The sequence below is a fragment of the Aeromonas sp. R7-4 genome, assembly GCF_040908055.1.
GTDB lineage: Bacteria > Pseudomonadota > Gammaproteobacteria > Enterobacterales > Aeromonadaceae > Aeromonas > Aeromonas sanarellii.
In genome coordinates this window covers 63,584-84,538 of record NZ_JBFODA010000004.1, presented here as the reverse complement: position 1 = coordinate 84,538, position 20,955 = coordinate 63,584, and the positions used below count along the sequence as shown (strand labels likewise).

General features: G+C 65.0%; 20 protein-coding genes. 14 read left to right on the top strand and 6 right to left on the bottom strand.

The genetic code is table 11. From position 1 onward, the window contains the following. The first annotated feature begins 41 nt into the window (after window positions 1-41). The 8 genes from AB5Y72_RS00755 to mltB all read left to right on the top strand — a co-directional run bounded on the left by AB5Y72_RS00755 (window position 42) and on the right by mltB (window position 8,770). Window positions 42-752: a DUF1499 domain-containing protein gene (locus AB5Y72_RS00755; RefSeq protein ID WP_325782474.1), complete on the top strand. Its 711-nt coding sequence runs from the start codon at window positions 42-44 to the stop codon at window positions 750-752. After that, window positions 742-1,317: a carboxymuconolactone decarboxylase family protein gene (locus AB5Y72_RS00750; protein ID WP_209793544.1), complete on the top strand. Its 576-nt coding sequence runs from the start codon at window positions 742-744 to the stop codon at window positions 1,315-1,317. The genes AB5Y72_RS00755 and AB5Y72_RS00750 overlap by 11 nt, the downstream gene beginning before the upstream one ends. Continuing rightward, window positions 1,314-3,464, top strand: coding sequence for an FAD-dependent oxidoreductase (locus AB5Y72_RS00745; protein ID WP_325782475.1), 2,151 nt, complete (start codon window positions 1,314-1,316; stop codon window positions 3,462-3,464). Before AB5Y72_RS00750 ends, AB5Y72_RS00745 begins: the two co-directional genes overlap by 4 nt. 20 nt (window positions 3,465-3,484) lie before the next feature. After that, complete coding sequence (locus tag AB5Y72_RS00740) at window positions 3,485-4,654, top strand: ABC transporter substrate-binding protein (RefSeq protein WP_325782558.1); 1,170 nt, start codon at window positions 3,485-3,487, stop codon at window positions 4,652-4,654. A 3-nt stretch (window positions 4,655-4,657) separates the two neighbouring features. Beyond that, window positions 4,658-6,307, top strand: coding sequence for an ABC transporter permease (locus AB5Y72_RS00735; protein ID WP_325782476.1), 1,650 nt, complete (start codon window positions 4,658-4,660; stop codon window positions 6,305-6,307). 2 nt (window positions 6,308-6,309) lie between these two features. Then, entirely contained in the window at window positions 6,310-6,981 is a 672-nt protein-coding gene (locus AB5Y72_RS00730) for an ATP-binding cassette domain-containing protein (RefSeq protein ID WP_325782477.1), read from the top strand. Further along, window positions 6,974-7,576: a CDP-alcohol phosphatidyltransferase family protein gene (locus AB5Y72_RS00725; RefSeq protein WP_325782478.1), complete on the top strand. Its 603-nt coding sequence runs from the start codon at window positions 6,974-6,976 to the stop codon at window positions 7,574-7,576. Before AB5Y72_RS00730 ends, AB5Y72_RS00725 begins: the two co-directional genes overlap by 8 nt. Before the next feature lie 96 nt (window positions 7,577-7,672). Continuing rightward, the gene (gene mltB, locus AB5Y72_RS00720) at window positions 7,673-8,770 is read left to right on the top strand and encodes a lytic murein transglycosylase B (RefSeq protein ID WP_325782479.1); all 1,098 of its coding nucleotides are present in this window, start codon (window positions 7,673-7,675) and stop codon (window positions 8,768-8,770) included. A gap of 44 nt (window positions 8,771-8,814) precedes the next feature. On the opposite strand, the gene AB5Y72_RS00715 is transcribed toward mltB, so the two are convergent. Next, window positions 8,815-9,297 carry a MarR family winged helix-turn-helix transcriptional regulator gene (locus tag AB5Y72_RS00715; RefSeq protein ID WP_042077345.1) on the bottom strand — a complete coding sequence of 161 codons (483 nt, stop codon included), beginning with the start codon at window positions 9,295-9,297 and terminating at the stop codon, window positions 8,815-8,817. A gap of 97 nt (window positions 9,298-9,394) precedes the next feature. Here AB5Y72_RS00715 and AB5Y72_RS00710 point away from each other — a divergent pair, with 97 nt between their 5' ends. Continuing rightward, the gene (locus AB5Y72_RS00710) at window positions 9,395-10,276 is read left to right on the top strand and encodes a DMT family transporter (RefSeq protein ID WP_042077344.1); all 882 of its coding nucleotides are present in this window, start codon (window positions 9,395-9,397) and stop codon (window positions 10,274-10,276) included. A 78-nt stretch (window positions 10,277-10,354) separates the two neighbouring features. Here AB5Y72_RS00710 and pgm read toward each other — a convergent pair whose 3' ends face one another. Both pgm and seqA read right to left on the bottom strand, forming a co-directional pair. Then, window positions 10,355-12,004, bottom strand: coding sequence for a phosphoglucomutase (alpha-D-glucose-1,6-bisphosphate-dependent) (gene pgm / locus AB5Y72_RS00705; RefSeq protein WP_368198419.1), 1,650 nt, complete (start codon window positions 12,002-12,004; stop codon window positions 10,355-10,357). A gap of 53 nt (window positions 12,005-12,057) precedes the next feature. Further along, window positions 12,058-12,570: a replication initiation negative regulator SeqA gene (gene seqA / locus AB5Y72_RS00700; protein ID WP_201996801.1), complete on the bottom strand. Its 513-nt coding sequence runs from the start codon at window positions 12,568-12,570 to the stop codon at window positions 12,058-12,060. A 290-nt stretch (window positions 12,571-12,860) separates the two neighbouring features. Between seqA and AB5Y72_RS00695 the strand changes: the two genes are divergently transcribed. From AB5Y72_RS00695 to fldA, 4 genes are read left to right on the top strand one after another with little or no spacing between them, the layout of a single operon-like run. Continuing rightward, window positions 12,861-13,625: an alpha/beta fold hydrolase gene (locus AB5Y72_RS00695; protein ID WP_368198422.1), complete on the top strand. Its 765-nt coding sequence runs from the start codon at window positions 12,861-12,863 to the stop codon at window positions 13,623-13,625. Between the two features lie 55 nt (window positions 13,626-13,680). Continuing rightward, entirely contained in the window at window positions 13,681-13,902 is a 222-nt protein-coding gene (locus tag AB5Y72_RS00690) for a DUF2788 domain-containing protein (protein WP_042077338.1), read from the top strand. A 20-nt stretch (window positions 13,903-13,922) separates the two neighbouring features. Beyond that, complete coding sequence (gene ybfE / locus AB5Y72_RS00685) at window positions 13,923-14,219, top strand: LexA regulated protein (RefSeq protein WP_325782481.1); 297 nt, start codon at window positions 13,923-13,925, stop codon at window positions 14,217-14,219. Between the two features lie 40 nt (window positions 14,220-14,259). Next, the gene (fldA, locus tag AB5Y72_RS00680) at window positions 14,260-14,784 is read left to right on the top strand and encodes a flavodoxin FldA (RefSeq protein ID WP_042077336.1); all 525 of its coding nucleotides are present in this window, start codon (window positions 14,260-14,262) and stop codon (window positions 14,782-14,784) included. Window positions 14,785-14,848: 64 nt separating this feature from the next. Here fldA and AB5Y72_RS00675 read toward each other — a convergent pair whose 3' ends face one another. Continuing rightward, window positions 14,849-15,322: a DUF4442 domain-containing protein gene (locus AB5Y72_RS00675; protein WP_042077334.1), complete on the bottom strand. Its 474-nt coding sequence runs from the start codon at window positions 15,320-15,322 to the stop codon at window positions 14,849-14,851. A 232-nt stretch (window positions 15,323-15,554) separates the two neighbouring features. On the opposite strand from AB5Y72_RS00675, the gene fur reads away from it, so the two are divergent. After that, window positions 15,555-15,983, top strand: coding sequence for a ferric iron uptake transcriptional regulator (gene fur / locus AB5Y72_RS00670; RefSeq protein ID WP_042077333.1), 429 nt, complete (start codon window positions 15,555-15,557; stop codon window positions 15,981-15,983). A 245-nt stretch (window positions 15,984-16,228) separates the two neighbouring features. Here fur and glnS read toward each other — a convergent pair whose 3' ends face one another. Further along, complete coding sequence (glnS, locus tag AB5Y72_RS00665; protein WP_325782482.1) at window positions 16,229-17,890, bottom strand: glutamine--tRNA ligase; 1,662 nt, start codon at window positions 17,888-17,890, stop codon at window positions 16,229-16,231. A gap of 343 nt (window positions 17,891-18,233) precedes the next feature. Beyond that, on the bottom strand, window positions 18,234-20,897 hold the full coding sequence (locus AB5Y72_RS00660; RefSeq protein WP_368198418.1) for a beta-N-acetylhexosaminidase: 2,664 nt from the start codon (window positions 20,895-20,897) through the stop codon (window positions 18,234-18,236). Window positions 20,898-20,955 lie beyond the last annotated feature (58 nt).

Sequence of the window (20,955 nt, the reverse complement as noted above, 5' to 3'; positions counted from 1 at the left end):
CCTTCTGGGCATAGTTCCATCCTGACCAGTGGATCCGTCTTATGCACAGCTCTTTGTGGTGGCCCCTGCTGGCCTGGCTGCTGCCCCTGGGGGGCGCCCTCGGCAGCCGCGCCCACCTCTGGCCCTGGTGGCTCGGTTTCGCCCTCTGCATCGTGAGCGCCCTGATCGGCCTCTGGCTCCTGCTGCGCCTGCCCTGGCGCTATCGCAACGCCCCCACCCTGTGGCCCGACATCTGGGGCATAGCCCCCCTGGTGCTGCCCCTGCTGTTCCTCGTCCAGGCGCTGCGCTCGCCGCTCACCAACGACGTCAGCACGGATCCCCATCATCCTCCCCGCCTCCAGTGGGCCGAGCAGTTGAGAACGACAGAGGATCTCCCCGTCACCACCCCGCCCCTGCAAGTATTTCCCGGCAACCCCGGTCCTCTCTATACCTACGCCTCCCCCGCCGAGGTGCTCGCCGAAGCGGACGAGCTGATGACGGAGCTGGGCTGGCGGGTGCACCCGAGCCCGAATGGCCTCGAGGCGGTCGTCACCACCGGCTGGTTCGGCTTTCAGGATGACGTGGCGCTGCGGGTCTTCGCCGGGCCGAAAGAGACCCGGATCGACATGCGCTCCGCCTCCCGCCAGGGGCGCAGCGATCTGGGGGTCAACCGGGCGCGGATCCTGGACTTCCTGAACCGGCTGAACGAACGGCTGGGGGGCGCCTACAAGCCCAAGAGGCAGAAACTCGACGAGGAACAACATGCGCATTGAGGTCAAACCGGATCGAGCCTACGCCTGGTTCATCCGCCCCTTCTTCTGGCTGCAGCAACGCAACTACGGCCAGGTGCTGATCCCCGGCAAGTGCTGGGGCCGCTCTCCGCGCCTGTTCGCCGCCGTCGCCACCCTCTACGGTGTCATCAACCGCAGGCGCTCCCCCGTCGATCCCGTGCTGCGCTCCCTGGTGACGGTGCGGGTCTCCCAGCTCAACTGGTGCCGCTTCTGCGTCGACATCAACGCCATGACCCTGATCCAGCGGGCGGGGTCGAGCGACAAGGTGGAGGCGCTCGCCCAGTGGCGCACCAGCCCCCTGTTCGACGAGCGGGAGCGGGCCGTGCTCGATTACGCCGAGGCCATGACCGGCCTCGACGGGGTGAGTGACGAGCAGGTCGCCCGCCTCAAGCCCTGGTTCGATGACGACGCCCTGGTGGAGCTCACCGGCCTCATCGCCTTCCAGAACATGTCCGCCAAGTTCAACGCCGCCCTCGACATCCCGCCCCAGGGGTTCTGCCAGCTGCCGGTGCAGCCCGAGCGCCCCGCCAAACGGGATCGCCAATGACCAGGGCACGCCTCCTTCTGCTGCTGGTGATGGGCACCCTTGTCGGCGCCTTCTTCGCCCTGGATCTCGACGGTTACTTAAGCCTCGCCCAACTGCAGGCGCGGCAGGCCCAGGTCTCGGCCTGGGTGCAGGCGCACTTCGCCGCGGCAGCCCTCGCCTTCATGCTGATCTACGTGATCACCACCGCCCTCTCCCTGCCCGGTGCCAGCCTGCTGACCCTGGCGGGCAGCGCCGTCTTCGGCATCCCGTGGGGACTCTTGCTGGTCTCCTTTGCCAGCACCCTGGGGGCCACCCTGGCCTTTCTCAGCGCCCGCTTCCTGCTGCGGGACTGGGTAGCCGGGCGCTTTGGCGACAAGCTCGCCAGCGTTCAGGCCGGCATGGCGAAAGATGGCGCCTTCTACCTGCTGAGCCTGCGCCTCATCCCCCTCTTCCCCTTCTTCCTGGTCAACCTGGTGATGGGGCTCACCCCCATCCGGGTCAGCACTTACTACTGGGTCAGCCAGCTCGGCATGCTGCCGGGCACCTTCGTCTACGTGCTGGCGGGCAGCGAGCTCGCCACCCTCACCAGCACCGGCAACATCCTCTCCCCCGGGCTGGTGGCGGCCCTGACCCTGCTCGGCCTGATGCCCTGGCTGATGCGCTGGCTGCAGCGCCGTCTCGCCCTGCGCCGCCTGCACGCCCCCTATCGCAAACCCGCGCGCTTTGACTACAACCTCCTGGTGATCGGCGCCGGGGCCGGGGGGCTGGTCACCAGCTATCTTGCCGCGGCGATGAAGGCCAGGGTGGCGCTCATCGAGCAGCACAGGATGGGGGGGGATTGCCTCAACACCGGCTGCGTCCCCTCCAAGGCGCTGATCCGAAGCGCCCGCTTCGCGGCCGAGCAGCGCAGGGCCGGGGAGCTCGGATTCAGCCAGGGCACTTCCCGCGCCGACTTCGCCGTCGTGATGGAGCGAGTGGCTGCGGTGATCAGGGAGGTTGCGCCCCACGACTCCATCGAGCGCTATCAGGCCCTGGGGGTGGAGTGTATCCAGGGGCGGGCCCGCCTCGTCTCCCCCTGGGAGGTGGAGGTGAACGGCAGGCGCCTGTCGAGCCGCCACCTGGTGATCGCCACCGGCGCAAGGCCCCTGGTGCCCGAGCTGCCGGGGCTCGGTGACGTGCCCTACCTCACCTCCGACACCCTCTGGCAGCTGCGCGAGCCCCCCCGCCACCTGCTGGTGCTCGGCGGCGGCCCTATCGGCTGCGAACTGGCCCAGAGCCTGGCCCTGCTCGGCATCCCGGTCACCCTGGTGGAGCTGGCCGATCAGCTGCTGCCCCGGGAGGAGCGCGACGTGGCCGAGGCGCTGGCGGCGCAGCTTGCCCGCGACGGCGTACAAGTGCTCACCGGCTGGCGCGCCGAGCGGGTCGATGCCAGGCCGGTGGAGGAAGGCCTGCCCATCCGGCTGCACCTGCGCCGGGGCGACGAGGCCCGGGCCATCGAGGGGGATCAGCTGCTGCTGGCGCTGGGCCGGGTGGCCAACGTGAGCGGCTTCGGCCTCGAGGAGCTGGGGGTGGAACTCGCCCCGCGCGGTACCCTCAAGGTCGACGGCTTCCTCGCCACCAACTACCCCAGCATACTGGCGGTGGGGGACGTCGCGGGCCCCTACCAGCTCACCCACTTCGCCGCCCACCAGGGCTGGTATGCCGCCGTCAACGCGCTCTTCGGCCCCTTCAAGCGCTTTCGCGCGGACTACCGGGTGATCCCGGCCGCCATCTACACCAGCCCGGAAATCGCCCGGGTCGGCCTCAACCAGAGAGAGGCCGGGGCCCGGGGCATCCCCTTCGAGGTGACCCGCTTCGAGATGGCCGAGCTGGATCGCGCCATCGCCGACGGGGAGACCGGCGGCTTTATCGAGGTGCTCACCGCCCCCGGCAAGGATCAGATCCTGGGAGCGACCCTGGTGGGCGCTCACGCCGGCGAGCGGATCGCCGAGTTCGTGCTCGCCATGCGCCACCGGCTCGGCCTTGGCAAGATCCTCGCCACCGTCCACCCCTATCCCACCCTGACGGAGGGGAACAAGTACGTGGCCGGCGCCTGGCGCCGCGCCCGCCAGCCCGGACGCCTGCTGGCGCTGCTGGCCCGTTACCACGGTTGGCGCCGTGGCGCCTGACCCTTCACGAGATGAACACCATGATCAAGACCCGGCTTCGCGCCCTGCTCCGTTCCCTGCTCGCCGCCGCTCCCCTGCTGCTGGCGGCCCAGCCCCACGCCGCCGAGACGCCGTGGCAGCAGACCCTCGCCGAGGCGAAGGGCCAGACCGTCTATTTCAACGCCTGGGGCGGCAGCCCGGAGATCAACGCCTACCTGGTGTGGGCGGGGCAGGAGCTCGAGCGGCAGTACGGGGTCAGGCTGGTGCAGGTGAAGGTGGATGACATCGCCCAGAGCGTCAGCCAGCTGCTGGCCGCCAAACAGGCCGGCAAGCGAGACGGCGGCCCCATCGACCTGCTCTGGGTCAACGGCGAGAACTTCAAGGCGCTCAAGGAGCAGGGGCTGCTCGGCGCGCCCTTTACCCGGGAGCTGCCGAACATGGCGCTGGTGGACGGCACCCTGCCGGTGAGCGAGGACTTCACCGTGCCGGTGGAAGGGCTGGAGGCCCCCTGGGGCATAGGCCAGCTCAACCTCATGGTGGACGGCGACCAGGTCGAGACCCCGCCCGCCTCCGCAGCGGCCCTGCTCGCCTGGGTTCAGGCACACCCCGGCCGCTTCACCTATCCCAAGCCGCCCCAGTTTCACGGCTCCAGCTTCCTCAAGCAGATCCTGCTGGAACTGACCCCGGATCCCGCCCCCCTCTATCGGGAGGCCACCGATGCCGAGTTTGCCAAGGTGACAGCCCCGCTCTGGGCCTGGCTGGAACAACTGCACCCCGCACTCTGGCGCAAGGGCAAGCTGTTTCCCACCGGCGCCGCCGAGACCAGACAGCTGCTGGACGACGGCGAGCTCGCCATGGCCATCAGCTTCAATCCGGGAGAGGCCCAAAGCGCGGTGCAGAACGGCACCCTGCCCCCCTCGGTGAGGGCGGTGGCCATGAGCAAGGGGGCGCTCACCAACAGCCATTTCCTCGCCATTCCCTTCAATGCCAGCGCCCAGGCCGGGGCCAAGGTGGCGGCCAACTTCCTGCTGAGCCCGGCGGCCCAGGCCCGCAAGGCCGATCCCGCCTTCTGGGGCGATCCCAGCGTGCTGCGCCAGGAGGCCCTGCCGGGGGCGAGCCGGCCAGCCCTGCGCTTCAAGGCCAAGCCCGAGCCCCACCCCAGCTGGCAGCTCAGGCTGGAAGCGGCCTGGGCCGAGCGCTACGGCCACTGATCCATGCAGGCCAAGGCACGCCTCCTCGTCCTGCTGACGTGCGCCTGCCTGCTGGGCGCACCGCTCGCCGGCGGCCTGCTGCTGCTGGCGCGGGAGGGCATCGCTTCGGCCAATCTCGGCCTGCTGCTCGCCCAGCCGGGGCTCTGGCGCTCCGCGGGCCTTAGCCTCTGGGTGGCGGGGGCCTCCACCCTGGGGGCCCTGGCGTTCACCGCCCTGCTGCTCGCCCTGGGCAGCGGGCGCCCCTGGATGCGCAGGCTGCACCGTCTGCTCTCCCCCCTGCTGGCCCTGCCCCACGTCGCCTTCGCCATCGGCTTTGCCTTTCTGCTCGCCCCCTCCGGCTGGCTGCTGCGCCTCTTCGCTCCCCTGCTCGGCGTCGGCGACCTGCCGCCGGACTGGCAGACCCTGAGAGATCCCTGGGGGCTCGGCCTCATTGTGGCCCTCATCCTCAAGGAGACGCCGTTCCTGCTGCTGATGGCCCTGGCGGCGCAGGATCCCGCCAGGGTGGCGCGCCAGCAGTGGCTGGGGGAGAGCCTCGGGTTCAGCGGGCCCCAGTTGTGGTGGCGCCTGCTGCTGCCGGCGCTCTGGCCCGCCCTGCGCCTGCCCCTCTATGCGGTCGCCGCCTATGGCCTGGCGGTGGTGGATCTCGCCCTGCTGCTGGGCCCCGATGCCCCGCCCCCCCTGGCGGTGCGCCTCTGGCTCTGGTATCAGGACGCGGATCTGCGCTGGCGCGGCGCGAGCAGCAGCGGCGCCCTGCTGCTGCTCGCGCTCAACCTGCTGCTGCTTGCCGCCCTGCGGCTGCTGGAGTGGGGTCACGTGAACCTCGGCAAGGTCCGCTGGCTGGACGGCAAGCGCGCCGTGCCCTCCCCCTGGCCAGAGCGCTTCATCCGGGCCGGGGTCTGGGCCCTGCTCGCCATCAACCTGCTGGTGCTCGCCTCCCTGCTGCTCTGGTCCCTGGCCAGGCGCTGGTCCTTCCCCGCCCTCTGGCCGAGCGAATGGAGCGACCGCCACTGGCTGGCGCTGCTGCCCACCCTGGGACCCCTGCTGTGGCAGAGCCTGTGGCTGGCCCTGCTCTGCGCCGCCCTGTCGCTCCTGCTGGCGGTGCTCTGCCTGGAGGCGCAGCCGGGGCGCGGCCCCCGGGGAGCCTCCTGGTCCCTCTGGCTCGTCTGCCTGCCCCTGCTGCTGCCCCAGGCCAGCCTGCTGTTCGGGCTGCGCCTGCAGATAGACGGCCTCGGGCTCAGCGGCATAGGCCCGGGCTGGGTGCTCTGGAGCCAACTGGTGTTCGTGTTTCCCTACGTCTATCTCTGCCTGCACGGCCCCTATCGCCAGTTCGACGATCGCCTCACCAGGGTGGCCCTCAGCCTGGGCACCGGCCCCTGGCGAGCCTGGTGGCGGGTGAAGGGTCCCCTGCTGGCCCGCCCCCTGCTGTTCGCCTTCGGCGTCGGCGCCGCGGTGAGCCTGGCCCAATACCTGCCCACCCTGCTGTTTGGCGCGGGCAGGGTGGTCACCATCACCACGGAGGCGGTGGCCATCGGCAGCGGCCTCAACCGGCGGCTGGCGGGGCTCTACGGCTTGCTGCAACTGCTGCTGCCGCTTTTCATCTACGGTCTGGTACTCTGGCTGCCGCGCCGCATCAACCCCGCCTTGAGGCCCTGAACATGCTCCACACCACCCCGCTTTGCCTCTCTCTGGACGAGCGCCCCCTGCTGACGCTGCCCCCCCTGGCGGTGGCCCCAGGCGAAGTGCTGACCCTGATGGGCCCGAGCGGCTGCGGCAAGAGCTCATTGCTGGCGGCCCTGGCCGGGGTACTGCCCGGCGTGAGGGGAAGAGGCCGGTTCCGGCTGGAGGGAGAGCTTCGTCTGGATGGGCGCCGGCTCACCTCCCTGCCCCCCCAGGAACGGCAGATCGGCATCCTGTTCCAGGATGATCTGCTGTTTGCCCACCTGACGGTGGCCGAGAACCTGATGTTCGGCATGCCGGCCAGCGTCAGGGGTGCGGCGGCCAGAAGGGCGAAGGCGCTGGCGGCCTTGACCGAGGTGGGCCTGGCGAGTCAGGGGGACAAGCGTCCAGACCAGCTCTCCGGCGGCCAGAAGGCGCGGGTCGGCCTGCTGCGGGCCCTGCTCGCCGAGCCCCACGCCCTGCTGCTGGACGAGCCCTTCTCGCGCCTCGACAAGCCGCTGCGCTCGGCGTTTCGCACCCTGGTGTTCGCCCGCATAAAGGCGCTGGGCATCCCCGCCATTCTGGTGACCCACGACGAGGAGGATGCGCCGGGCGCCATACTGCATCTGATCCCACCCGCCACCGACGAAGAGGAGAGCGACCTTGTTTGACCGCCACCTGATCCCCCTTGTCCGCCGCCCCCTCGCCACCCTAGCGCGGCCCCTGTGCCGGGCCGGGATCAGCGCCAACCAGATAAGCCTCGCCGGCTTTGCCATCGGCATGCTGGCGCTGCCGCTGCTGGCCCTGGGGGCTCATGGCTGGGCGCTCGCCACCATCCTCTGCAACCGGCTGCTGGACGGGCTGGACGGCGCCGTGGCGCGAGAAACCGGGATCACCGACTGCGGCGGCTTCCTCGACATCACCCTCGACTTCATTTTCTATGCCGCCGTGGTGCTGGGCTTCGCCCTCGCCGACCCCGCCAACGCGCTGCCCGCCGCCACCCTGCTGTTCGCCTTCATGGGCACGGGCTCGAGCTTTCTGGCGTTTGCCGTCATGGCAGGCAAGCGGGGCATAGAGAGCCCCGTCTACCACCACAAGTCCCTCTATTATCTGGGCGGCCTCACCGAAGGGAGCGAGACCATAGCGCTCTTCGTGCTGATGTGCCTCTGGCCTGCCGCCTTCGTTCCCCTGGCCTACGGCTTCGCCCTGCTCTGCGCCATCACCACCCTGACCCGGGTCTGGAGCGGTTATCACACCCTGCGCTGACGGGTGTCGCGGGGAGCCGGCCCGGTACGGAACACTTGCGCATGGACGTCAATGTTTTACCATGACGGCACTCTTTTTCAGGCTCACGAGAACCCTATGCGTCGCCTTGTCTGTGTCCTCTCCCTGTTTCCCCTGCTCTATGGCTGCAGCAGCACGCCGGCGCCCAAGCCCGTGGTCAAACCCCAGCCCAACAGCGCCTTCATCAACCAGGCGCCTCCCGCCAAGCCGGTCTACCAGAGCGGGGGCGGTCTTGGCGTCAGCAAGGGGGATTTTTCCAACCGCAGCAACGTAGACAGGTTCGTGCAGCGCATGGTCGACAAGCACGGTTTCAACGGCGCCGAGCTGCACCAGCTGCTGGCCCAGGCCGAGCGCTATGACTGGATCATCCGGCTGATGGATGCCCAGGCGCCCACCCGCACGCCCCCCACCGGGCCCACCGGCGCCTGGAACCGCTACCGCGCCAAGTTCATCACCCCGGACAACGTGCAAAACGGCGTCAGCTTCTGGCGCGAGTACGAGGGCGAGCTCAACCGGGCGCAGCAGATCTACGGCGTGCCGCCCGAGATCATCGTCGGCATCATAGGGGTGGAGACCCGCTGGGGCCGGGTGATGGGCAAGACCCGCATCCTGGATGCCCTGGCGACCCTGGCCTTTGACTACCCGCGCCGCGCCGAGTTCTTCACCAGCGAACTGGAGGCCTTCCTGGTGATGACCCGGGACGAGGGGATGGATCCCACCGAACCCAAGGGCTCCTACGCCGGCGCCATGGGCTACGGCCAGTTCATGCCCTCCAGCTTCCAGCGCTACGCGGTGGACTTCGACGGCAACGGCCACACCAATCTGTGGGATCCGGTGGATGCCATCGGCAGCGTGGCCAACTACTTCAAGGCCCACGGCTGGGAGAAGGGGCAACCGGTGGCGGTGCGCGGTCAGGGGCAACTGCCGGGCTATGAGCACGGCTTCCAGACCCGCTATCCGGTCACCACCCTGCGCGGTGCCGGACTGGCCCCCATCGCCTCCCTTGGCAACCACAAGGAGGCGAGCCTGCTGCGCCTGGACGTGGGCACGGGCTACCAGTACTGGTACGGCCTGCCGAACTTCTACGCCATCACCCGCTACAACCACAGCACCCACTACGCCATGGCGGTGTGGCAGCTCGGCCTTGCCGTCAGGGATGCCCGCGGCGGTTACTGAGCCAGGCATACAGCCAACAAAAACGGGCCCGCGGGCCCGTTTTGCTATTCGTTTTCCAGCAGCCAGCGCTTGAGCAGGGCCGCCAGCTGCGCCTGCTCCTCCCCCGTCAGCGGGGCCAGCAGGCGGCGCTCATTGGCCAGGTGCCGCTCCACCGCCTCGTCCACCAGGGCCAGGCCCGCGTCGGTCAGGTTGACCAGCAGGCTGCGCCTGTCATCTGGGGCCGCCTGACGAGTGATCAGGCCGCGCTGCTCCAGCTTGTCGAGCCGGGCCGTCATGGCCCCCGAGCTCAGCATGGCGGATTGGTAGAGGGCGGTCGGGGTCAGGGGCTCACCGGCCCGGCGCAGGGTCGCCAGGATATCGAAATCCGAGCCGAGCAGGCCGCACTCCTTGAGCTCCTCGCTCACCTCGCGCCCGGCGATGGCCGCCATGCGCGCCACCCGTCCCAGCACCCCCATGGGCGAGCAGTCGAGATCCGGGCGCTGCCGCGCCCACTGGGCCAGCAGCAGGTCAACGTGATCACTGTCCATTCGGGCTCCCTTTTTATCTTTATAGAAAGATACTTGATAATAAACCAACTCGCGGCTAATTTATCTTTACTTAAAGATACTTGTTTGTGAGACAACCATGCCGCTGCTGATCGCCCTGCTCGCCCCCCTGCTGTGGGGCAGCACCTATGCCGTCGTCAGTCTCTACCTGACCGACTACTCCCCCTACTGGGTGGCCGTGTGGCGAGCCCTGCCCGCCGGCGTGCTGCTGCTGTTGATCCATCCCCGCTGGCCGCCGCTGACCTGGAATCGCCAGTGCCTGCTGGCGTTTTGCAACATCACCGCCTTCTTCGCCCTGCTGTTCGTGGCCGCCTTCCGCCTGCCGGGCGCCGTGGCGGGCACCCTGGGCGCCACCCTGCCGCTGGTCTTGATGGCGCTGGCCTGGTTGCAGGATGGCGTCAGGCCGTCCCTGAAATGGCTGCTGCTGGGGCTGATGGGGCTCGCCGGGGTGCTCCTGCTGCTCAACCCCTCCGCCAACCTGGACCCCGTCGGCGTGGCGTGCGCCCTGCTGGCCACCGTGCTCATCGGCCAGTCCAGCCGCTGGATGCAGCGCTGGCCGGTCAGCGATCTGCTGGCGCTCACCGCCTGGCAACTGCTGCTGGGCGGCCTGATGCTGATCCCGCTCGCCTGGTGGTTGGCGGGCCCCATGCCTGTGCCGCAACTGGCGAGTGCCCCCGCCTTTGGCTGGCTCATCCTGCTCAACACCGCGCTCGCCTACTGGGCCTGGCTGTGGGGGCTCAAGCGCCACGGTCCCGAGGTGATGGGCATGCTGGCCCTCACCAACCCCATGGTGGCGGTCTCCCTCGGCGTGCTGCTGGTGGGCGAGGCGCTGGACGGCCGCCAGTGGCTCGGCATCGGGGTGATCCTGCTCTCCCTCTTCCTGATGAAGCTGCCGGCCCGCCCCTTCTTCAAGCGCTGGCAGGCCCGCAAGGCTTGCCCCGAACACCCGGGAAACGGCTGATCGGTCGACCGACAGAAAAGCAAAGAGGAGCCGATACGGCTCCTCTTTTCCTGATGACGACGTCAGGCTGGCGCGGGCTCAGACGCCGGCTTTTGCCAGGGCGGCGGAGACGATCTGCTGGGCCTCCTGCTGGATGAGGTCCAGGTGTGCCTCCCCCTTGAAGCTCTCCATGTAGATCTTGTAGATGGACTCGGTGCCGGACGGGCGCGCCGCGAACCAGCCGTGCTCGGTCACGACCTTCAAACCGCCGATGGCGGCATCGTTGCCGGGGGCGCGGGTCAGCTTGGCGGTGATGGGGTCACCCGCCAGCATGGAGGCCTCCACCAGCGCCTGATCCAGCTTGGAGAGCACCGTCTTCTGTGCACTGTTGGCCGGGGCGTCGATGCGACGGTAGCTGGAGCGGCCGAACTTGGCCTCCAGGGCGTCGTAGTGAGCCTGGGGATCCTTGCCGGTGACGGCCAGGATCTCGGCCGCCAGCAGCGCCAGGATGAAGCCATCCTTGTCTGTGGTCCAGACGGTGCCATCCTTGCGCAGGAAGGAGGCGCCCGCGCTCTCCTCGCCGCCAAAGCCGAACTCGCCGCTATGGAGGCCATCCACGAACCACTTGAAGCCGACCGGCACCTCCTTGAGGGTGCGGCCGATCTCGCCAGCGACCCGGTCGATCATGGAGGAAGAGACCAGCGTCTTGCCGACGGCGGCCTTCTTCGCCCAACCGGTGCGGTGGGTGAACAGGTACTGGATGGCCACCGCTAGGTAGTGGTTCGGGTTCATCAGCCCCGCCTTGGTGACGATGCCGTGACGGTCGTAGTCGGGGTCATTGCCGAGCGCGATGTCAAACTTGTCCTTGAGCGCAATCAGGCTCGCCATGGCGAACGGGCTGGAGCAATCCATCCGGATCTTGCCGTCCTTGTCCAGGGTCATGAAGGAGAAGGTCGGGTCGACCTTGTAGTTGACCACCTCGATGTCGAGGCCGTAACGCTTGGCGATGACGTCCCAGTAGGCGACGCCGGAGCCGCCCAGCGGATCCACCCCGATCTTGATGCCGGCCTGCTTGATGGCGGCCAGGTCCAGCACGTTTTCGAGATCGTCCACATAGGGGGTGACATAGTCGTGTTCCACCACAAACTCGCTGGCCAGGGCCTCGGCGAACGGCATGCGCTTCACACCGACCAGGTTCGCTTCCAGAATCGCGTTGGCGCGGTCTTCCACCCACTTGGTGATCTCGCCCTCGGCGGGGCCGCCGTGGGGGGGATTGTACTTGAAGCCGCCATCTTCCGGCGGGTTGTGGGACGGGGTGATCACCACGCCGTCCGCCAGGGCAGCGGGTTTGCCTGCGTTGTGGCGCAGGATGGCGTGGGAGATGACCGGGGTCGGCGTGAAGCCAAGACCGGCCTGGATGCGGGTCTCGACGCCGTTGGCCGCCAGCACTTCCACCGCGCTGGCAAAGGCGGATTCAGAGAGGGCGTGGGTATCCATGCCGACGAACAGCGGGCCCGTGATGCCGGCCTGCTGGCGATACTCCACCAGGGCCTGGGTCACCGCCAGGATATGGGACTCGGTAAAGGCGCTGTGCAGGGCGCTGCCACGGTGGCCCGAGGTGCCGAAGGCAACCCGCTGTTCGGGGCGGCTCATGTCCGGCTTGTTGAGGTAGTAGGCGCTGACCAGACGGGGGATGTTGGTCAAATCGCAGAGACGAGCCGGCTGACCGGCGTGGGAATGCTGTGCCATGGCGTTTTCCTTGAGCTGAGCCTTGCCCGGCAAGGCCTTGAGTCGTTGATGCGTTAAACGGCGCCGCACACCCGAGCCGTCAGATCCTCGTCATAACCCATGCTGGTCATCAGCTGGGCCACCATGTTCTGCTTGCGACTGGTGTTGGTATTGGTGATCACCCAGAACGGGGTATCCGGCACCGGCTTGGGCTTGGTGGTGCTGCCACTGGCACGCAGCGCCTCGGGATCCCGGGAGAAATAGACGCGCTTGCGCCCCTTGATCTCGGTCGCCTGAGTGAAGCCCTCCGGGTTGTCCCGGTACAGGGTGCTCAATACCAGCATGAAGCGGTTGATGGACTTCTCTTCCTTCTGCAGCTCGCCGGAATCCAGCAGGGCCTCCAGCCCCAGCGCATCGGCCACCGGCTGGGGCTGAGACTGGGTCGGTGCCGCGACAGGGGCGACCGGGGTCAGCTGACCGGGTTGCTCCAGCAGACGGCGCAGGATATCGGACGCACTCTCGCCGATGTGCCGGGTCTGGCTCGCGATAAAGAGGTAGAGATCGTCATCAAGCTCGATGGTTTTCATAGGGATGCGCTGGACTCGTCGAAATTCGGATGCGGCGATTATACATAGGCAGACCCGGCAGCCCAAGGGAGGGGCTGGCAGATGTGCATGAATCTCCCCGAGAATACGGCATAATGGCGGGCCAAGTGTGTGATCCCCCGCACTGATAGCCGATCCCGGGGCGCTTTTTTTGGAAAAAAACCACAAAAAAATGCCCCATCAGGAATGAAATCCTTTTCTTTCAGTGTGTTAAAAAACCTGGCGACACAGCCCACGACCGACAAGGTGTCATTTTGCAACAAAACTCATTATTGAATTTCAAGGAGCAGGGCCAGGGGGCCCCCGTCGTGCTGATCCACGGCCTGTTCGGCAGCCTGGACAACCTCGGCCTGCTGGCGCGCCCGCTCGGCGAGCAATACAGGGTCATCAGCGTCGATCTGCGCAATCACGGCGCCTCCTTTCACTCGGACGAGATGAGCTACCCGGCCCAGGCGGCGGATGTCCTCGCCCTGCTGGACCACCTTGGGCTCGATCGGGTGGCCCTGGTGGGTCACTCCATGGGGGGCAAGGCCGCCATGCAGCTCGCCAAGCAGGCACCGGAACGGGTCAGCCAGCTGGTGGTGGCCGACATCGCCCCCGTGGCCTATCCCCACGCCCGCCACAAGAACGTCTTCGCCGGGCTCAACGCCACGCTCGAGCACGCTCCCCAAAGCCGCAGCGAGGCGGAAGCCATGCTGGCGGAGCACATCGAGATCGCCGGGGTGCGCCAGTTCCTGCTCAAATCCTTCGCCAAAGGGGAGTCAGGGTGGGGGTGGCGTTTCAACGTGCCGGCCCTCGAGCGCAACTACGCCAACATCATGGGCTGGCCAGATGACGAGCGCCGTTTCGAGGGGCCGACGCTCTTCATCAAGGGAGGAGAGTCGGACTACATGTTGCCCCCATACAGCGAGACGGCCCTGGCCCAGTTCCCGGCGGCCAGGGTGCGGGTGATCGCCGGAACCGGCCACTGGCTGCACGCGGAAAAGCCGGTTTTGTTCAACAAACTGGTTGTGGATTTCCTGTCGACAGGCGGTTAACAGTTTCAAATCCTTTGTGATATAGTGCGCCCGTCTTAAGGAGTGCGCGCAATCCATGCTGAGTGAACACATCGATCTCATCGAGAGTCTGGGCCTGAAGCTGTTCTTCGTGGCCATCTTCCTGCTGATTGGCCTGGCCATTCAGGATGTGCTCAAACGCGGCAACGTGCCCCGTTTTGGCCGCTTCGTCGTCTGGCTGGTGCTGTTTCTGGGTTGCGCGGGTTTTGTCGCCAAGGGGCTGATCGAAATGGGCTGGGAAGGCTCAGGGATCGGCTAACTACTTTTCATCTGTGATGTATGGCCAAACAGCAAACTGATCGAACAACACTGGATCTGTTCGCAACTGAGAAGCGCCCCGGCAGGCCAAAGACCAACCCACTCCCCCGTGAGACCCAGCTCAAGATCAACAAGCGCAACCAGCTCAAGCGCGATCGGGAGAACGGGCTGAAGCGGGTCGAGTTGAAGGTGGAAGCCGAGTTGCTGGAGCGCCTGAACCAACTTGCGCTGCAACAGAACGTCAGCCGAGCCGAGCTGATCCAATCTATCCTGAAGCAACAGATCGAGTCTGCTCGTGCAGCAGGCATCGCAATCTGAACCGTTAAGCATCAACACCAGATACGGGTAACTAAACACTATGGCTAGTGTAGGTCTGTTTTTCGGCAGCGATACCGGTAATACCGAAGCTGTCGCCAAGATGATCCAGAAAGAACTGGGCAAGCAACTGATTGAAGTCCGTGACATTGCCAAGAGCAGCAAGGCCGACATCGACAGCTTCGATCTGCTGATGTTCGGTATCCCGACTTGGTACTACGGCGAGGCCCAGGCCGATTGGGACGACTTCTTCCCCGAGCTCGAAGAGATCGACTTCACCAACAAGCTGGTCGCCATCTTCGGATGCGGCGATCAGGAAGACTATGCCGAGTACTTCCTCGACGCCATGGGCACCCTGCGTGACATCGTCGAAGCCAAGGGCGCCATCATCATAGGTCACTGGCCGACCGCCGGTTACGAGTTCGAAGCCTCCAAGGCCCTGGTGGATGACAAGCACTTCGTGGGTCTGGGCATCGACGAGGATCGCCAGCCGGAGCTGACCGCAGAGCGCGTCAAGGGCTGGTGCAAGCAACTGCACGAAGAGATGTGCCTGAGCGAGCTGGAGTGATCTCCCTCCCCTTTCCATGCAACAAGGGCCCCGACGGGGCCCTTGTTGCATCTGTCTTCCGCACTCAGCCGCCCCTGTGCTGGGGCTTGGATCTGACATAGAGGGTGCGCTTCACCTGGGCCACCAGCTCGCCCTGGCTGTCCTGCACCAGCACCTCGAACTCGGGGAAGTGCTTGTCTCCCCCCTCGGTCGCCGCCACGATCGACGCCAGCTTGCCGTCGGTCAGGGTGAACTCGGCCACCAGCTTGCCCTTGCCAGGCTTGATGAAGTTGATGCTGCCCGCCTTGTCCCAGACGTAATAGCGGTTCTTGAAATGACCCATCAGCATCAGCGGATAGATGGGATCCGTCATGGCGAACATGCTGCCACCGAACTGGGTGCGGTTGGCATTCTTGTTCCACCAGCGGGACTTGAGGGTCACCCGGCAGAAGCGAAAATCGGAACTCAATGTCTCTATCTTGATGCCGGCGCCCCAGAACGGGGGCCAGGCGTTGAGGGCACAGCGCACCCAGGCCGCGTTGCCAAAAAGCCAATCCATGGATCTCATCCGACCAGACTATGAAGAGATCACATAGTATCAACATTCTCTCGTGGAGCAAGCGGGCCGGATTAATCTTCCAGTGGGGTAAATGTACTAAACCCATTGAATTGCTGGGTTTATTTTTAACTTGGCTACGACCTATAATGACAGGCCAAGCGAGTTCGTGGTTGCCATTCCAGCGGCAGTCAATCAGAATAACCACACCTTCGAGAATGCGAATAAATAGAATATGGCAGACAACAACCAAGCGTTAAAAAAGGCCGGGCTCAAGATCACCTTGCCCCGCGTCAAGATCCTGGAAATCCTGCAACAGCCGGACTGCCAGCACACCAGTGCGGAAGATCTGTACAAACGGCTGATCGATCAGGGTGAGGAGATTGGTCTCGCCACCGTCTATCGCGTTCTCAACCAGTTTGATGATGCCGGTATCGTCACCCGTCACCACTTCGAAGGGGGCAAGTCGGTGTTCGAGCTGGCGACTCAGGAGCATCACGACCACCTGGTCTGCCTGGACTGCGGCAAGGTGATCGAGTTCTCCGACGAGGTGATCGAACAGCGTCAGCGCGACATCGCCAAGGCGCACAACATCCGCCTGACCAACCACAGCCTCTACCTGTATGGCCACTGCGCCAACGGTGACTGCAAGCACGACGAATAACCGCTTCGCCGCGCGTGTCATGAAAAAAGCCAGCATCACGCTGGCTTTTTTGTGTCCGTCATTTAGAACCCATTTACGGTCTTACTGCGAGGCCGTGATCAAGCCTCATGTGCTGCTCGGAATCCTCATGTGTACTTACACACTCCGGTTCCTGTGCTGCTCTTCACCTTGCTGACGACCTCTCCTCACAGATCGTAAACTGGTTCTCAGAGCAAAAGTGGCAGGGTCTCCCCTGCCCTCTCATATCAGGCCTCGGCCTTGCCCCAGACGTCCCGCAGGGCCACGGTGCGGTTGAACACCAGGTGCTCGGCGCTGGAGAGCTTGTTGTCGGCGCAGAAGTACCCTTCGCGTTCGAACTGGTAGGCAAACTCCGGCCTGGCGTCCTTCAGGGAAGCCTCCACTCGGGCCCCCTCGATGATCACCAGGGATTCCGGGTTCAGGGCCGCCTCGAAGTCATCCTCGGCGCCCGGGTTAGGCACCTTGAACAGACGGTCGTAGAGACGCACTTCGGCCGGCAGGGAGTGACTGGCGCTGACCCAATGGATCACCCCTTTCACCTTGCGGCCGTCCGCCGGATCCTTGCCCAGGGTCTCGGGATCGTAAGAGCAGTAGATGCAGGTGACCTTGCCGTCCGCATCCTTCTCGACCCGTTCGGCCTTGATGACGTAGGCGTTGCGCAGACGCACTTCCTTGCCCAGCACCAGACGTTTGAACTGCTTGTTCGCTTCCTCTTTGAAGTCCGCCTCGTCGATGAAGATCTCGCGGGAGAAATGCAGCTCACGGCTGCCCATCTCCGGCTTGTTCGGGTGCGCAGGCGCCGTCAGCACCTCGTCGGCCGCCAGGTTCTCGATCACCACCTTCACCGGGTGCAGCACGGCCATGGCGCGCGGGGCGTTCTCGTTGAGATCGTCGCGGATACAGGCTTCCAGCATGCTCATCTCGACGATGTTGTCCTGCTTGGTCACGCCGATGCGCTTGCAGAACTCGCGGATGGAAGCCGGGGTGTAGCCACGACGGCGCAGACCGGAGACGGTCAGCATGCGGGGGTCATCCCAGCCGCTGACGTGCCCCTCGGTCACCAGCAGGTTCAGCTTGCGCTTGGACATGACGGTGTATTCGAGGTTCAGACGGGAGAACTCGTACTGACGGGGGTGGCAATCGATGCTGATGTTGTCCAGCACCCAGTCGTACAGGCGGCGGTTGTCCTGGAACTCCAGGGTGCACAGGGAGTGGGTGATCCCCTCCAGGGCGTCCGAGATGCAGTGGGTGAAGTCATACATCGGGTAGATGCACCACTCGTCACCGGTCTGGTGGTGGTGGGCAAACTTGATGCGATAAATGACGGGATCGCGCATCACGATGAAGGGGGATGCCATGTCGATCTTGGCGCGCAGGCAGGCGCTGCCTTCGGCCATCTCGCCGTTCTTCATCTTGGCGAACAGGGCCAGGTTCTCTTCCACGCTGCGATCGCGGAACGGGCTGTTCTTGCCCGGCGCGGTCAGGGTGCCGCGGTATTCGCGCATCTGCTCCGGGGAGAGCTCGTCCACATAGGCCAGCCCCTTCTCGATGAGCTCGATGGCATAGCCGTGCAGCTTGTGGAAATAGTCGGAGGAGTAGCAGATCTCGCCGCTCCACTGGAAGCCGAGCCACTGCACGTCCTGCTTGATGGACTCCACGAACTCGATGTCTTCCTTCGCCGGGTTGGTGTCATCGAAGCGCAGGTTGCACTGGCCCTGGTAGTCGCGGGCGATGCCGAAGTTCAGGCAGATGGATTTGGCGTGGCCGATATGGAGATAACCGTTCGGCTCCGGCGGGAAACGGGTATGCACGCGGTTGTGCTTACCGCTGGCCAGATCTTCATCAATGATCTGACGAATAAAGTTAGTTGGGCTGTTCGCCTGACTCATGGCTCACCTCAAAAATGCGTCACTGGCGGACGTTGTGCCGGCTGGCACCCTCATACCCCCGCCGTCAAGCCGGGTATGATCCCTCATTACGCGCCCTGCCTCAACCTGAATTTGGCCAATTCGGGTCATTGGCGCACCAAAAACGGCGAAACGGGAGAAATTGCAGAGATCCTGGTCAAAAAAAGCCCCGCACGGGGCGGGGTCTCAAGTGATGAAAAACAGACAAAACACACACAACAAAGGTTCACACGCAGAGTCAACCTTTCCCAAGCCCGATGGCCTATCGCCCTTGGGAAAGGCGGGTCTTGCGACCCACCTTGCGTTATGGATTGAAGGCTAGCTATCAGTTCAGCTCGGTGACGCGGCTGGTGCGCTTACCATCGAAGCTGGTGGTGCGCAGGTAGACCTTGCCATCCACGCTCGGCTTGGCGGCGGCGTCATAGGCGGTCCAGGTGGTGCCGTCCAGGCTGTACTGGATGGGCAGACCCGGCAGATCCACGTTCGCTTCAAGCACACCGTTCACCACCTTGGCACCCGGTACGGAGAGGCGGTATTCCACCCCGGCCTGGTCGAGTTTGGGCAGCACGCGCTGACCCAGCACGTTGGCAAACTGGTTCCACTCCTTGTTCAGGGTGGTCTTGTTCACGTGCTTGGTGGTGCCGGAGAACTCGCGACCCTTCACGTAGTCGAGCTCGAAGCCGCCCTTGTGCCAGGCGCGCTCGGCCACGGAGAAGATGCGCGGATAGACCATGTACTCGTACTGGGCATCGGTGCGCACGGTTTCACTCCATTGCTGACCGGAGATCCCCTTGAACTTGACCGGATCCTGGTCACCCTTGGCCACGAAGGCGTTGCCGTCGCGGTCAACCGAGGTCTCGGCGTTCTGCGGCAGGTTTTCCGGGGCGAAGGCGAACACCTTGCGGGTGTCGTTGAAGCGGGTTGCCCAGTAGTAGCCGCGCTCGGCCGGGTGTACCTCGTTCGGGAAGTCGAAGTAGAGGTAATCCGGGTTGGAGAGCACCACCTCATAGCCCTTGTGCGCCCACTTCATCGCCTCGTTGAAACCACCCCAATAGAGGGTTTCCCAGAAGTTGACCCGGGTCTTGTCGGTGGCGAATACGCTGGCATCTGTGGCGTACTTCAGGCCATCTTCCCACGCCTGCAGGGTGGAGAAGCCGTGGCCCTTGACCATCTCGCTCACTTCCTTGGCAAAATGGACCGGCAGCTCGGCCACGTCCTTGATCTTGCCATCGTCGATCATCTTCTGGCACATCGGCGACTTGCCGAACGGCTTGTCCTGCTTGCTGGAGTCGACGTTGCCCTTCCAGGCCACCAGATCTTCTTTCTTGGTGACGGCCGGATCCTGGTAACCACCGCCCTGCATGATGTTCTTCGCCTCGTCACCACCGTAGTGCCAGGCGGTCAGCGGCTGGCCGGCGGCCTGGTGCATCTGGGCCACTTCGTCCATCACCTTGGCAACGAAGGTGGCGGCACCCGGCTGGCAGGGGTTGATGAAGGACATCTTGTCGTAGAACTGCACCGAGGTGACGTTGGAGGTATCGGCCGGGTCAGTCAGACGGAACTGGTTGGCCTCGGCTTCTTTGCCCTCGCTCATCAGACGCTTGTAGCGCGCCTCCATGGAGACCACGGCGGCACGGGCGTGGGCCGGCATGTTGATCTCGGGGATCACGGTCACACCGCGGGCCTTGGCATAGCGTACCAGGTCGATGTAGTCCGCCTTGCTGTAGAAACCGGAGCCCTGGTTGTCGCTGGTGGGGCCGGAGCCAAGCTGCGGCATCAGGCACTTGGTTTCGGACTCGTCGTGGCAACGCTGGCTGCCGACGTCGGTCAGCTCCGGCAGGCCCGGGATCTCCAGACGCCAGCCTTCATCGTTGGTCAGCCCCAGGTGCAGCACGTTGAGCTTCATGGCGGACATCTGGTCCACCAGCTTCTTCATGGTCTCCGGGCTTCTGAAGTGACGGGCCACGTCGGTCTGCATGCCCCGGTATTCAAAGCGCGGCGCATCCTCGACGCTCATCTGGCTCACCAGCTTGTCGTCAACCCCCAGCAGAGAGATCAGGGACTGGGCGCCCCAGAAGGCGCCGTCAACGTCGTGCCCCTGAATGACGGTGCCCTTCTGGCCTATGGTCATGTCGTAGCCTTCGGCCTGCTTGAGCTTGCTGCCGAGCTTGATGGTGACCGGGTAGCCGGTGTCGGAGAGGGTAACACCCAGCTTGGTCAGTTGCGCCTTCAGGGCCTCGACGCGATCGCTCGGCAGGTCAAGGGCATTGAGCTTGATGGTGGAGAAGTCGATTTGCGGGCCGGCCTTGACCACCTGCTTCATCGGGCTCGGCAGGATGCGGTCGTCAATCTTGCCGGCAGGCAGCAGGGTGCTGGTCTGGTTCGCGGCGAAACGGGTCTCGCTGTTCATCAGGATGTTGTTGTCATCCTTGGTGCGCTTCCAGCCGTCGGCCGGCATCGGCTTCTCGTAGGTGCTGGCATCGTCGATGTTGCTCATGCTGGCCAGCACTTTCGGCTCGGCCCCTTCGCTGGCGACATACCAGTTCGGCATGATGTCAGATTCGAACAGTACCCAGTATTCCACCACCAGGGGCACCTCGACCGTGGCGTCCTTGGCAAAGCCCTGGAACTTCTCGGTCGGCGTCAAACGATAGAGGTCGCCGGTCAGGTGGGTGATGGTGAACTGGTCGTTGTCCACCCGCTGGATGCGGCGGATGGAAGAGACATAGATGCTCCAGTCCTTGGAGGTGACGTCGGCCCCGGTATTGGTCAGGTGCAGCTTGGCAACGCCGCAGCTCGCCCACTCTGAGCCCAGTGCCTGGCAGTCGAGGCCGGCGCCGGCACCGTCATTGGTGACGACTTCGTACTTGACGACGAGGTTGCTGGCGAGGGCATCGACCACGGCTTGCTTGGCGGCATCGGCTGCCAGTGCTGGGCCGGCGAAAACGGTAGACATGGCAATGGCTAACAGAGAATGTTTCAAGTTCATAACTGCTGCTCTCGTTTGAAGTAAAGGTTGGATTTTCTTGGCTTTTTTTATATGGGGC